This is a genomic window from Variovorax sp. 05N34 (assembly GCF_056397405.1).
Genome location: NZ_JBFTNI010000014.1, coordinates 38,877 through 51,559 on the forward strand (window position 1 = coordinate 38,877; position 12,683 = coordinate 51,559).

Genomic DNA, 12,683 nt, shown 5'->3' on the forward strand with positions numbered 1-12,683 from the left:
CGACGCCAATGTTGATTGCGATCAGGCGCCGGGGCGGCGCCAGATCGCAAGCGTACCGGCCAGAAGCCACATGCCCACGGCGCAGCCCCGGTTGAGCCTGCGCAGGCTGCGTTGCGAGAGCCAGCGCACGGCTTGCGTGCCGGCGGTGGCGTAGCCCAGCATCACACAGGTGTCGAGACAAACGAAGATCGCGCCGAGCAGCAGGTATTGCTGGCCCTGCGGCTGGGCCGTGTCGATGAATTGAGGCAGGAAGGCCGCGAAGAACAGCAGGGACTTCGGATTGGACAACGCCACTGCGAGGCTGCGCAGCAACGCAAGCCGGCCAGGAAGCGGTTTGGCCGCTGAAGCTGCCAGTTCCCTCGCAATATCGGGTGCTGGCGCGCGCCAGAGCTTGACGCCGAGCCAGACGAGGTAGACGACGCCCACGAGCCGAATCGCGTTGAAGAGCCACTCGGATGCCGCAAGCAGCGAGCCCAAGCCCAGAGCGACGGTGGCAATCACGATGCTGCTGCCGAGCGACGCACCTGCGATTCCCCAGCCCGCTGCGCGCATCCCGCCCCCAATGCCGTTGGACAGCGCAAGAAGCATGGTCGGGCCCGGCGTGATCGCAAGCGCGATCGAGGCCAGGGTAAAGAGAAGGAGGGTATCGCTGCTCATGACTTGCCGCTGCCGGTTCTGGATGCGCTCGCCGCGCGAGCGCGGGCAAGGGCTGCTTCAACGATGGCCCGCTTGCGGTCTGCCGGGGGCGCCGCATCAGGCGCATCGACCTGGCTCGGATCGGCAACAGGGGCCCTCTTGTCGCTGCGCAGCTTATGGCCCTCATAGCGCTCGCGCGCGTGGTCTGCCTGCTCTTGCGACCACGCTTGCCAGCCGCTGCGGCCGGGCGTGGCCACTTCCAGCGAGATGCAATCGACGGGGCAGGCCGGAATGCAGAGTTCACATCCGGTGCAATGTGCCTCGATCACCGTATGCATGCGCTTGTGGATGCCGACGATGGCATCTGTCGGACAAGCATCCAGGCACAGCGTGCATCCGATACACCACGCCTCATCGATGACTGCCATCGCGCGCGGACCCTCGACGCCGAACTGCGGATTGACTTCCGTTGCCGGGCGACCCGTCAACCGCGAAAGCCGCTCAACGCCCGCAGCACCGCCAGGCGGGCATTGATCGATCTCCGCCTCACCGGCTTCGATGGCCTGCGCGTAGCCTGCGCAATCTGGATAGCCGCAGCGCGTGCACTGCGTTTGCGGCAGCGCCTCGAGCAGGCGCATCGCCAGAGCGCTCACGGCATCACGCGGACTTGCGCTGCGACGTACGTGAGCGGGGTGCCGGCGCAGTCTTGCGTGCTGCAGCCGATGTCGCGCGCTTCTTCGCAGCGGAGGGCTTCGGGTCTTCCTGGGCCAGCGTCACTTGCGATGCGCGCGTCTGCGGCTTGTCGTGCGCCAGGATGAAAGCCTTGACTTCGGGATAGACGCGGTCTCGCCAGCGGCGGCCGCTGAAGATCCCGTAATGGCCGGCGCCCTTGACCTCAAGGTGCCTTTGCTCGTCGGACGAAATGCCCGTGCACAGATCATGCGCGGCCCGCGTCTGGCCCGCGCCGGAAATATCGTCCAGTTCACCTTCGACAGTCAGCAAGCCCGTCGAACGGATGTCCTGCGGCCGTACGGGCTCACGCACGCCTTCGGGGTTCTTCACTTCCCAGGTGCCGTTGACGAGCTTGAAGTCCTGGAAGACCGTCCTGATGGTGTCGAGGTAGTAGTCCGCATCCATGTCGAGGACGGCGTTGTACTCGTCGTAGAAGTTGCGGTGGGCATCGGCGCTCGCATCGTCGCCCTTGATCAGATTCTTGAAATAGTCGTAGTGGCTGCTCGCGTGGCGGTCGGGGTTCATCGCGACGAAGCCCGTGTGCTGCAGGAAACCCGGGTATACGCGGCGACCGGCGCCGGGAAAGCCGTCCGGCACGCGGTAGATCACGTTGTTCTCGAACCATTCGAAGCTCTTGTTCATTGCCAGGTTGTTGACCGCGGTAGGCGATTTGCGCGCATCGATCGGGCCGCCCATCATCGTCATCGACAGCGGCGCCTTTTCGCCACGGCTCGCCATGAGCGAGACCGCTGCCAGCACGGGCACCGTTGGCTGGCAGACGCTGATCACGTGGCAGTTGCCGTACTCGGCCTGCAGGTAGCGAATGAAGTCCTCGACGTAGTTGACGTAGTCGTCAAGGTGGAATTCGCCCTTGGAGAGCGGCACGAGGCGCGCATTGACCCAGTCGGTGATATAGACCTTGTGGTCCTGAAGCATCGTGCGCACCGTGTCGCGCAGCAGCGTTGCGTAATGGCCGGACAGCGGTGCCACGATCAACACCACGGGTTGGCTCTTGAGGGTCTGGAGGATTTTCGGTTCGTCAGTGAAGCGCTTGAAGCGGCGCAACTGGCAGAAAGGCTTTTCGACTTCGATGCTTTCGTGGATCACCACGTCGCGGTCCTCGACCTTGACCGTCTTGATCCCGAATTCCGGCTTCTCGTAATCTTTGCCCAGGCGGTAGAGCAGGTCGTAGCCGGCAGCCATGCGTTGTGCAATAGGCGTTTGCCCAAACACAGCGCCTTGCCCATAGAGTTTTGAGGCGGCTTGTGCGAAGTCCGCAAACGGCTCCATCAGGGAGCGTTGCGCTTCATAGAGTTGGTAGAGCATGGGAGGCCCAGTTAGTTATTGCAGTGCAATATATCAGTTGCCATTTTCTACAAATGGGGCGAGTGTTCAACTTGACAAGGCAGTCGTGACATTCGAGTCGCCCTGAACACTTATTTCGGCAACTTAAGCATCGGGGTGCGGGCCAACCCAAAGGCTGAGTTAAAAGGCGACGCCCTCTCCAACGCGCCGCCATTCACGGCTCAGACGACCTTCGCGATACTCTGGCAGACGTAATCGATGTTCTTGCTATTGAGCGCCGCAACGCACATGCGGCCGGTGTCGGTGCCGTACACGCCGAATTCCTCGCGCAACCGGACCATCTGCTCCTTGGTAAGCCCCGAATAACTGAACATTCCGATTTGTGACGTGATGAAGCCCATGTCCTGCTTCACTCCGGCAGCTTTGAGTCCGTCGACCAGCTTGTGCCGCATGGCCTTGATGCGCACGCGCATTTCGGCCAATTCACCCTCCCAGACAGCACGCCGGGCCGGGTCGTTCAGCACCGCTGCGACGACCGCGCCGCCATGGATCGGCGGGTTGCTGTAGTTGGTGCGAATGGCGATCTTGAGCTGCGACAGCACGCGGCCGGCTTCTTCCTTGCTTTCGCAAAGCACCGAAAGCGCACCGACCCGTTCGCCGTACAAGCTGAAGCTCTTGGAAAACGAGGTGGAAACGAAGAAAGTCAGGCCCGCTTGCACGAACTTGCCGATCACCGCGCCGTCCTCGGCGATCCCGTTGCCGAAGCCCTGGTAGGCCATGTCCAGGAATGGCGTCAGATTCGCCGCCTTGACCACGGCAATGACCTGATCCCACTGCGCCGGCGTGATGTCGTATCCGGTCGGGTTGTGGCAGCAGGCGTGCAATACGACGATCGTTCCGGCGGGTGCGGCGTTCAGCGCCGTGAGCATGCCGTCGAAGTTGATGCCGCGCTTGGCAGCGTCATAGTAGGGATAGGTTTCGACCTCGAACCCGGCGTTGGTGAAGAGCGCGCGGTGGTTTTCCCAGCTTGGATCGCTGATCAGCACCTTTGCCTGCGGGCTCAGCTTCTTGAGGAAGTCGGCGCCCACCTTGAGGCCCCCCGTTCCGCCGATCGCCTGGATGGTGGCGACACGGCCGGATTTCACGGGTTCGCTGTCAGCGCCGAAGACAAGGCCCTTGACCGCGTTGTCATACGCGGCGATACCGTCGATTGGCAGATAGCCGCGCGCGCTGGGCGACTTCATCATGTCTTCTTCCGCGGCCTGGACGCACTTCAGGAGGGGCAGCTTGCCGTTGTCGTCGTAGTACACCCCCACGCCGAGGTTGACTTTTTGCGGATTGCTGTCGGCGGCGTACTGCTCGTTGAGGCCCAGAATCGGGTCGCGGGGCGCCATCTCGACGGCGGTGAACATAGACATGGAGAAATCCTTTTCGGGTGGTCGATTCGCGTGATGCCGGGAGCTGCGTTACGCTTTCCGGTTCGCTTGAATTTTACCGGCCGCGGCCGCATCTCTCTCAGCTCCAAGCCATGCCAGATACGTCCGAAGTCATTCCAGAGCCTCAGCATGCCGATCCGGTAGGTCCGGTTAAGCAGGGTGAGTTCATCAAATTCCCCGGTTCGCCGTTTGAGCTCTACCAGCCCTATCCGCCGGCGGGCGACCAGCCGGCGGCAATCGCCGGGCTGGTCGAAGGCGTGCAGGACGGCGAGGTCTTCCAGACGCTGCTGGGCGTGACCGGCTCGGGCAAGACTTTCACCATGGCGAATGTGATCGCCCGCCTGGGTCGCCCGGCGATCGTGTTTGCGCCCAACAAGACGCTGGCGGCCCAGCTCTACAGCGAGTTCCGCGAGTTTTTTCCAAAAAACGCGGTCGAATACTTCGTCAGCTACTACGACTATTACCAGCCGGAAGCCTACGTCCCTCAGCGCGACCTGTTCATCGAGAAAGACAGCTCGATCAACGAGCACATCGAGCAGATGCGCCTTTCAGCGACCAAGAGCGTGTTGGAGCGGCGCGACACGGTGATCGTGGCCACCGTGAGTGCGATCTACGGCATCGGCACGCCCGAGGACTACACGCAGATGCGCTTCATCATGCGGACAGGCGACAAGATCGGGCAGCGCGACGTGATCGGCCGACTCATCCGCATGCAATACACGCGCAACGAGCAGGACTTTTCGCGTGGGACGTTCCGCGTGCGCGGCGACACCATCGACGTCTTTCCGGCCGAGCACAGCGAGTTGGCGATCCGAATCGAGCTCTTCGACGACGAGATCGAGTCGCTGCAGCTCTTCGATCCCCTCACGGGCCGCATCCGCCAGAAGATCCCGCGTTTCACCGTCTATCCCTCCAGCCACTACGTCACGCCGCGCGACAAGGTGCTGAGTGCGGTGGAAACCATCAAGCTCGAGCTTGACGAAAGGCTCAAGTTCTTCGTCGCCCAAGGCAAGCTGGTCGAGGCGCAGCGGATCGAGCAGCGCACGCGCTTCGATCTCGAAATGCTGGCTGAAATCGGCCATTGCAAGGGCATCGAAAACTACAGTCGCCATCTCTCCGGGGCGGCGCCCGGCGAGCCGCCCGCGACTCTGACCGACTATCTCCCCAAGGACGCCCTGATGTTCCTGGACGAGAGCCACCAGATGATCGGCCAGTTGAGCGCCATGTACAACGGCGACCGGGCCCGCAAGACAACGCTCGTGGAATACGGCTTCCGCTTGCCGTCGGCCATGGACAACCGCCCGCTGAAGTTTGAGGAATTCGAGGCGCGGACGCGGCAGTGCATCTTCGTGTCCGCCACGCCCGCGCAGTACGAAAAGGACAACGCCGGAAACGTCGTGGAACAACTCGTGCGGCCGACAGGCCTGATCGATCCCGAGGTTGAAGTCCGGCCCGCGACGCATCAGGTGGATGACGTGCTGCAGGAAATCCGGCTGCGCGTGGACAAAAACGAGCGCGTACTGATCACCACCCTGACCAAGCGGATGGCCGAGCAGCTGACCGACTATCTGGGCGACAACGGTGTCAAGGTGCGTTACCTGCACAGTGACGTGGACACGGTGGAGCGGGTCGAAATTCTTCGTGACCTCCGGCTCGGCACGTTCGACGTGCTGGTCGGCATCAACCTGCTCCGCGAAGGGCTGGATATTCCCGAGGTGTCGCTGGTTGCAATTCTGGACGCCGACAAGGAAGGTTTTTTGCGGGCGGAGCGCTCGTTGATTCAAACGATCGGCCGTGCGGCCCGGAATCTTCATGGCAAGGCCATCCTGTATGCCGATCGGGTCACGGATTCAATGAGGAAGGCCATCGACGAGACGGAGCGCCGCCGCGCCCGGCAGATCGCCCACAACGAAGCGCACGGAATCACGCCGCGCAGCATCGTGAAGCAGGTGCGGGACCTGATCGACGGTGTCTACAGCGAGAAGACCGGGAAAGAAGCCGCCAAGCGAGACCTTGAGCGCGCGAAGGTGGAAGACATGTCCGAAAAGGACATTGCGCGCGAGATCAAGCGCCTGGAAAAGACCATGCTCGAGCACGCGCGCAACCTCGAGTTCGAGAAGGCCGCGCGCGTTCGGGACCAGTTGGCAGTGCTGCGCGAACAGGCCTTTGGCGCTCCCGGGCACGACAATATCGCCCCTGTGTAGGCGGGCGGCGCGACCGCCGGGATCCGCAGGGCGCGAGCGGGTTTACCCGAGCAAAGTGAAGGGGCTCCTGCTATACTTGAGCGAAATACTCAACAACAAAGAAACTTCGCGATGAAGGGCCGACTCCCATTCACTGGATCACCAGAAAAGCAGGGGTCGGGCAGGGCGGAGACGACGTCACCACGGGTCCCGGCCAAGGTGTCATTTCAACGGTAAGCACTAAGGAGCTTGCGATGCGTCTCACTACCAAAGGCCGCTTTGCGGTTACAGCCATGATCGATCTGGCGTTGCGCCAGAACACCGGTCCGGTCACGCTGGCCGCAATCAGCCAGCGGCAGCAGATTTCGCTGTCATATCTAGAACAACTCTTCGGCAAGCTGCGCCGGCACGAATTGGTCGAATCCACGCGTGGCCCTGGCGGCGGCTATTCGCTCGGCCGCAAGGCTGCCGATATCACCGTTGCGGACATCATTGTCTCGGTCGATGAGCCCATCGATGCCACGCAATGCGGCGGCAAGGAAAACTGCCTCGGGGAAGCGGGTCGATGCATGACGCACGAACTGTGGGCTTCTCTCAATCAGCGCATGGTCGAATTTCTCGACTCCGTCACTTTGCAGAAGCTGGTCGACGACCAGATCGCCAAGGGCGTTCAGATCGAAAACAAGCCCGCCGTGAAGCGCGCGATTTCGAGCCAGCCTGTGGTCAAGCCGATCAGGGTCAACGCGCCCAATTCGGTATTTGCATTGGGCAACGTTTTCGCCAAGTCGTGATTTGCAGGCGCCTCGGGGCGCCGCTACTTCAGCTTCAACAAAGATAAACCCCACGCCAGCCTGAGCCAGCCATGGACGTCACTCCCCATTTCCCGATCTATCTTGACTACGGCGCCACAACGCCCGTCGATCCCCGCGTCGTCGACGCGATGATCCCGTGGCTGCGCGAGCATTTTGGCAATCCGGCATCGCGGAGCCATGCCTGGGGATGGGAGGCCGAGGAGGCCGTCGAAAAGGCGCGAGTCGAAGTCGCGGACCTGATCGGCGCTGACCCGCGTGAGATCGTCTGGACTTCCGGTGCTACCGAATCGAACAATCTGGCGCTGAAGGGTGCGGCCCACTTCTACAAGGGCAAGGGGAAGCACCTGATCACGGTCAAGACTGAGCACAAGGCGGTTCTCGACACCATGCGCGAACTCGAGCGCCAAGGGTTCGACGTGACCTATCTTGACGTCCAGGAAAACGGGCTGCTCGATCTGGAAGCCTTCAAGGCAGCCATCCGTCCCGACACCATCCTTGCGAGCGTCATGTTCGTGAACAACGAAATCGGTGTGATCCAGGACATGGTCGCGCTCGGAAACATCTGCCGTGAAAAGGGCGTGATTTTTCATGCCGACGCGGCGCAAGCCACGGGCAAGGTCGAGATCGACGTCAAGAACCTGCCGATCGACCTGATGAGCCTCGCTTCACACAAGACTTACGGGCCTAAGGGCATCGGCGCACTCTACGTCCGCCGCAAGCCACGCGTACGTCTTGAAGCGCAGATGCATGGTGGCGGCCATGAGCGTGGAATGCGCTCCGGTACGTTGCCTACGCATCAGATCGTGGGCATGGGCGAAGCCTTCCGCCTTGCCAAGCTCGAAATGAAGCAAGACATTGCCAAGGCGCACGCGCTTCAGAAGCGCCTTCTTGACGGCCTTAAGGATGTCGAACAGGTTTTCATCAATGGCGATCTCGCGCATAGGGTTCCGCACAACCTGAACATGAGCTTCAACTACGTCGAAGGCGAATCGCTGATCATGGGCATCAAGGGTCTGGCCGTGTCCAGCGGCTCTGCCTGCACCTCGGCCAGTCTCGAACCCAGCTATGTGCTACGTGCCCTCGGCCGCAGTGACGAACTCGCTCACAGCAGTCTGCGCATGACGATCGGCCGGTTCACGACCGAAGAAGAGATCGACTACGCGGTTTCGACCATCAAGCACAACGTCGCCAAGCTCCGCGAACTGAGCCCGCTGTGGGAGATGTTCAAGGACGGCATCGACATCAGCACGATCCAGTGGTCGGCGCATTAAAGATCAAAGAGGTATCCCATGGCTTATTCATCCAAGGTTATTGACCATTACGAAAATCCCCGCAACGTCGGCTCTTTCGAAAAGGGCGACGAGTCGGTGGGCACCGGCATGGTGGGCGCACCCGCCTGCGGTGACGTCATGAAGCTCCAGATCAAGGTCAACCCCGAGACAGGGGTGATCGAGGACGCGCGCTTCAAGACATACGGCTGCGGTTCGGCAATTGCTTCGTCGTCTCTCGTGACCGAATGGGTCAAGGGAAAGACGCTCGACGAGGCGGCTGCGTTGAAGAATGCGCAGATCGCCGAAGAGCTCGCATTGCCGCCCGTCAAGATCCATTGCTCGATCCTCGCCGAAGACGCCATCAAGGCGGCGGTCAGCGACTACAAGGCCAAGCATGGCGTCGCCGCATCGGCGACGGAGGCTGCTCACTGACATGGCTGTGACTCTCACCGAATCGGCTGCGCGCCACGTCACGCGCTACCTCGGCAAGCGAGGGAAGGGCGTGGGCGTGCGTCTGGGCGTCAAGACGACCGGCTGTTCAGGGCTTGCCTACAAGCTCGAGTACGTCGACGAACTGTCGCCTGAAGACGTGGTATTCGAGGACCACGGCGTGAAGGTGCTCGTCGATCCCAAAAGCCTTGCCTACATCGACGGAACGCAACTCGATTTTGTGCGTGAAGGCCTCAATGAGGGCTTCAAGTTCAACAATCCGAACGAGCGCGACCGCTGCGGTTGCGGCGAGAGCTTCCGCATCTGACCTCCACCGGCATCGAGCCCGAGCCGCCACCATGTCATGTGCTGGCGGCTTTTTGACGTATGAACCTCACTGACAACGATTTCGACCTCTTCGCGGTGCCTGCCCGGTTTGTGCAGGACCGCGCCAAGCTGGACGCCCGCTGGAAAGAACTGCAGCGGGAAGCGCATCCCGACCGTTTTGCTGCGCAGGGCGCGGCAGCTCAGCGGGTTGCCATGCAGTGGTCAGTTCGCATCAACGAGGCCTACCAGCGGCTGAAGGATCCGATCAAGCGTGCCGCATACATTTGTCAATTGAATGCTGCGCCGATCAACGCCGAGAACAATACCGCGATGCCGGCGGATTTTTTGATGCACCAGATGGAGTGGCGCGAAGAGCTCGACGAAGCTCACGGTGCGGCCGACCTCGAGAAACTGCGGTCCGAAGTCGAAGTCGTCCGTGCTCGCGCGATGTCCTCGCTCGATTGGCTCATTGACGAAAAAGGCGACTACCCTGCGGCGGCCCTGCAGGTCAGAGCCCTCATGTTCATAGAGCGCTTTGCCGACGATATCGAGGCGAAGTCAGAGCAATTGGGACAATAGCGCCATGGCATTGCTCCAGATCTCAGAACCGGGCCTCGCGCCCGATCCGCACCAGCGCCGCATCGCGGTCGGCATCGACCTCGGAACCACGCACTCGCTCGTTGCTGCCGTGCGCAATGGAGTCGCCGAATGCTTGCCAGATGCGGAAGGCCGCGTGGTGCTCCCTTCGGCCGTGCGCTATCTCGACAAGGATCGCCGGCAGATCGGCTTCGACGCGTTGGCTGCACGCGTGGGCGATCCCACCAATGTCATCACGTCCGTCAAGCGCTTGATGGGCCGCGGCATCCAGGACATCGGCAATCGCGAAGCAATGGCCTACCACCTGACGGACGACGCAGGCATGGTCAGGGTGCGCACGGCGGCCGGCGAGAAGTCGCCGATTGAAGTCAGCGCCGAGATCCTCGCGACCCTTCGCTATCGGGCCGAGGACACTTTCAATGCGGATCTGTACGGCGCGGTGATCACCGTTCCCGCGTACTTCGACGAAGGCCAGCGCCAAGCCACCAAGGACGCCGCTCAACTCGCAGGACTGAACGTGCTGCGCCTCATCAGCGAGCCGACGTCGGCAGCAATTGCCTACGGGCTCGACAACGCGAGCGAGGGTGTGTACGCCGTCTACGATCTTGGCGGTGGCACTTTCGACATCTCGATCCTGCGCCTGACGCAGGGCGTATTCGAGGTCATTGCAACCGGCGGCGATTCGGCCTTGGGAGGCGACGACTACGATCACGTATTGGCGGACGTGGTCCTCGCGCAAGCAGGCCTGAAGGTGTCCAGCGATACCGACAAGGCTGCGCTGCTGGTGACGGCTCGGGCAGCCAAGGAGGCGCTCACGTCTGCTGAAACAACTCTGTTCTCCGCCAGCCTGCAGGCCGGCAATGTGACCGCCGAGATCCGGCGCGACCAATTCGAAGGCGCGACCCAGCCCCTCACCGCACGAACGATCGCTGCCGTTCGCAAGGCCTTGCGAGACGCTAAGCTCCAGCCGACGGACATGCAGGGGGTCGTGCTGGTTGGCGGGGCCACGCGAATGCCGCAGATTCGGCGCGCAGTCGGTGAGTTCTTTGGTCGAGAGCCATTGACCAATCTCAATCCTGACGAGGTGGTGGCACTGGGCGCGGCCATCCAGGCCAATCAGCTTGCCGGGAATGCGGGCGCCGATGACCTGTTGCTGCTGGATGTGATTCCGCTTTCGCTCGGCATTGAAACCATGGGTGGTTTGGTCGAGCGTATCGTGCCTCGCAACCAGACGATTCCGACGGCGATGGCGCAGGATTTCACGACATACAAGGACGGGCAGACGGCGCTCGCGCTGCACGTGGTGCAAGGCGAACGTGACCTCGTCGCAGATTGCCGCAGCCTGGCGCGATTCGAGCTGCGCGGCATTCCGCCGATGGTCGCGGGCGCCGCACGGATCAGGGTCACCTTCACGGTCGATGCGGACGGCTTGCTTAGCGTGAGCGCCAAGGAGCAGGGCAGCGGAGTGGAGGCAAGCGTTACCGTCAAGCCTTCTTACGGGCTCTCTGACGACCAGATCGCCACGATGCTGCAAGACAGCTTCTCAACCGCCCAACAGGACATGCAGGCACGCGCACTGGTCGAGGCGCGGGTGGACGCCGATCGCATGCTGCTGGCGACACAGAGTGCGCTGGATATAGATGGTGCGCTTTTGTCCCCCGAAGAACGCGGGGCGATTCATTCGTTGATGGACGCCCTGCGCGAAGCCCGATCCACCGGCGACGCAGCCACTGTCGAAGCGGCGACCAAGGCGCTCGCCGATGGCACCGAAGCCTTCGCGGCCGAACGGATGAACGCCGGGATCGCGCGAGCGCTCTCGGGTCGCCAGATCGAATCCCTCTAGAACAAGCAATGCCCACGATCAAGATCCTTCCCCACCCCGAATACTGTCCCGAGGGCGCCGCGATCACTGCCACGGCGGGTACCTCGATCTGCGAGGCTCTGCTCGAGCACGACATCAACATCGAGCATGCCTGCGAGATGAGCTGCGCGTGCACGACCTGCCACGTGGTGGTCCGCAAAGGGCTGGAGTCACTGAACGATGCCGAGGAAGAAGAAGAAGACCTGCTGGATCGCGCTTGGGGCCTCGAGCCCCAGTCGCGCCTGAGCTGCCAGGCAATCCTTGCACAATCAGACCTGACCGTCGAAATCCCGAAGTACTCGATCAATCACGCGAAAGAAAACCACTGATGACAAGGCAGATCGTTCTCGATACCGAAACCACGGGCCTTTCGGCTGAAAACGGCGATCGCATCATCGAACTCGGGTGCGTCGAGCTGTTCAACCGAAAGCTCACGGGCAACGATCTGCACATCTACTTCAATCCTGAGCGGGAAAGCCATGAGGACGCCCTCAAGGTCCACGGCTTGACGTCCGACTTTCTGCGCGACAAACCCAAGTTCGTCACGCTGGCCAATGACATCGTGGAGTATCTGCGTGGTGCGGAACTGATCATTCACAACGCAGCTTTCGACGTCGGGTTTCTCAACAAGGAATTCGAGCTTGCCGGCCTGCCTCGCTTGCAAAGCTTCGTTGGCGAGGTGACCGACACGCTGGCCATGGCCAAGATGGTGTACCCCGGCAAGCGCAATTCGCTGGATGCGCTATGCGACCGATTCGGGGTGGACCGTTCGAACCGCACCTTCCACGGCGCCAAGCTCGATGCCCAACTGCTGGCCGACGTCTACATCAATCTCACGCGCGGACAGGATGCGCTGCTGATCGACGTGGTGCCGAACGAACCGGTGCTGGGCGCCATCGTTGTCGTGGAACTGAGCACCTACGAGTTGCCGGTTTTGGTCGCGACCGAACACGAACTTGCCGCGCACGACGAAGTGCTGGCGCAACTCGATAAGGCGAGCAACGGACGCACTCTTTTTCGACAAATTGCTGATTTTGCTGTGGCATAATCGAAGGCTTCGTGCCATACACGGCGCGAAAAATCCAAACGGCGCA

13 protein-coding genes are annotated in these 12,683 nt (G+C 61.7%); 9 read left to right on the plus strand and 4 right to left on the minus strand.

Annotated features, from left to right (window positions below):
- Positions 1–21 precede the first annotated feature (21 nt).
- The 4 genes from AC1DMA_RS27740 to AC1DMA_RS27755 form a co-directional block, all read right to left on the minus strand.
- Positions 22–657: a LysE family translocator gene (locus AC1DMA_RS27740; RefSeq protein ID WP_478146142.1), complete on the minus strand. Its 636-nt coding sequence runs from the start codon at positions 655–657 to the stop codon at positions 22–24.
- On the minus strand, positions 654–1,289 hold the full coding sequence (locus tag AC1DMA_RS27745; protein WP_478146143.1) for an RnfABCDGE type electron transport complex subunit B: 636 nt from the start codon (positions 1,287–1,289) through the stop codon (positions 654–656). Before AC1DMA_RS27745 ends, AC1DMA_RS27740 begins: the two co-directional genes overlap by 4 nt.
- A 4-nt stretch (positions 1,290–1,293) precedes the next feature.
- Positions 1,294–2,694, minus strand: a complete 1,401-nt coding sequence (locus tag AC1DMA_RS27750; RefSeq protein WP_478128286.1) for a polyhydroxyalkanoate depolymerase — start codon at positions 2,692–2,694, stop codon at positions 1,294–1,296.
- A gap of 200 nt (positions 2,695–2,894) precedes the next feature.
- The gene (locus AC1DMA_RS27755; protein WP_478128285.1) at positions 2,895–4,091 is read right to left on the minus strand and encodes an amino acid aminotransferase; all 1,197 of its coding nucleotides are present in this window, start codon (positions 4,089–4,091) and stop codon (positions 2,895–2,897) included.
- Positions 4,092–4,201: 110 nt separating this feature from the next.
- Here AC1DMA_RS27755 and uvrB point away from each other — a divergent pair, with 110 nt between their 5' ends.
- From uvrB to dnaQ, 9 genes are all read left to right on the plus strand, one after another.
- Positions 4,202–6,313, plus strand: a complete 2,112-nt coding sequence (gene uvrB / locus AC1DMA_RS27760; RefSeq protein ID WP_478146144.1) for an excinuclease ABC subunit UvrB — start codon at positions 4,202–4,204, stop codon at positions 6,311–6,313.
- A gap of 233 nt (positions 6,314–6,546) precedes the next feature.
- Positions 6,547–7,083 (plus strand): Fe-S cluster assembly transcriptional regulator IscR, encoded by a 537-nt coding sequence (iscR, locus tag AC1DMA_RS27765; protein ID WP_478128283.1) that lies wholly within the window; start codon positions 6,547–6,549, stop codon positions 7,081–7,083.
- 71 nt (positions 7,084–7,154) lie between these two features.
- Entirely contained in the window at positions 7,155–8,375 is a 1,221-nt protein-coding gene (locus AC1DMA_RS27770) for an IscS subfamily cysteine desulfurase (protein ID WP_478128282.1), read from the plus strand.
- A gap of 18 nt (positions 8,376–8,393) precedes the next feature.
- Positions 8,394–8,807, plus strand: coding sequence for a Fe-S cluster assembly scaffold IscU (iscU, locus tag AC1DMA_RS27775; protein ID WP_478096903.1), 414 nt, complete (start codon positions 8,394–8,396; stop codon positions 8,805–8,807).
- 1 nt (position 8,808) lies between these two features.
- A complete protein-coding gene (gene iscA, locus AC1DMA_RS27780; protein WP_184524123.1) occupies positions 8,809–9,132 on the plus strand; it encodes an iron-sulfur cluster assembly protein IscA in 324 nt (107 codons plus the stop codon).
- A gap of 59 nt (positions 9,133–9,191) precedes the next feature.
- Positions 9,192–9,710, plus strand: a complete 519-nt coding sequence (gene hscB / locus AC1DMA_RS27785; RefSeq protein ID WP_478128281.1) for a Fe-S protein assembly co-chaperone HscB — start codon at positions 9,192–9,194, stop codon at positions 9,708–9,710.
- 4 nt (positions 9,711–9,714) lie between these two features.
- Positions 9,715–11,571, plus strand: a complete 1,857-nt coding sequence (gene hscA, locus AC1DMA_RS27790; RefSeq protein WP_478128280.1) for a Fe-S protein assembly chaperone HscA — start codon at positions 9,715–9,717, stop codon at positions 11,569–11,571.
- An 8-nt stretch (positions 11,572–11,579) separates the two neighbouring features.
- Positions 11,580–11,918, plus strand: a complete 339-nt coding sequence (gene fdx, locus AC1DMA_RS27795) for an ISC system 2Fe-2S type ferredoxin (RefSeq protein ID WP_478146145.1) — start codon at positions 11,580–11,582, stop codon at positions 11,916–11,918.
- Positions 11,918–12,637 carry a DNA polymerase III subunit epsilon gene (gene dnaQ, locus AC1DMA_RS27800; RefSeq protein WP_478128278.1) on the plus strand — a complete coding sequence of 240 codons (720 nt, stop codon included), beginning with the start codon at positions 11,918–11,920 and terminating at the stop codon, positions 12,635–12,637. The genes fdx and dnaQ overlap by 1 nt, the downstream gene beginning before the upstream one ends.
- Positions 12,638–12,683: the final 46 nt, after the last annotated feature.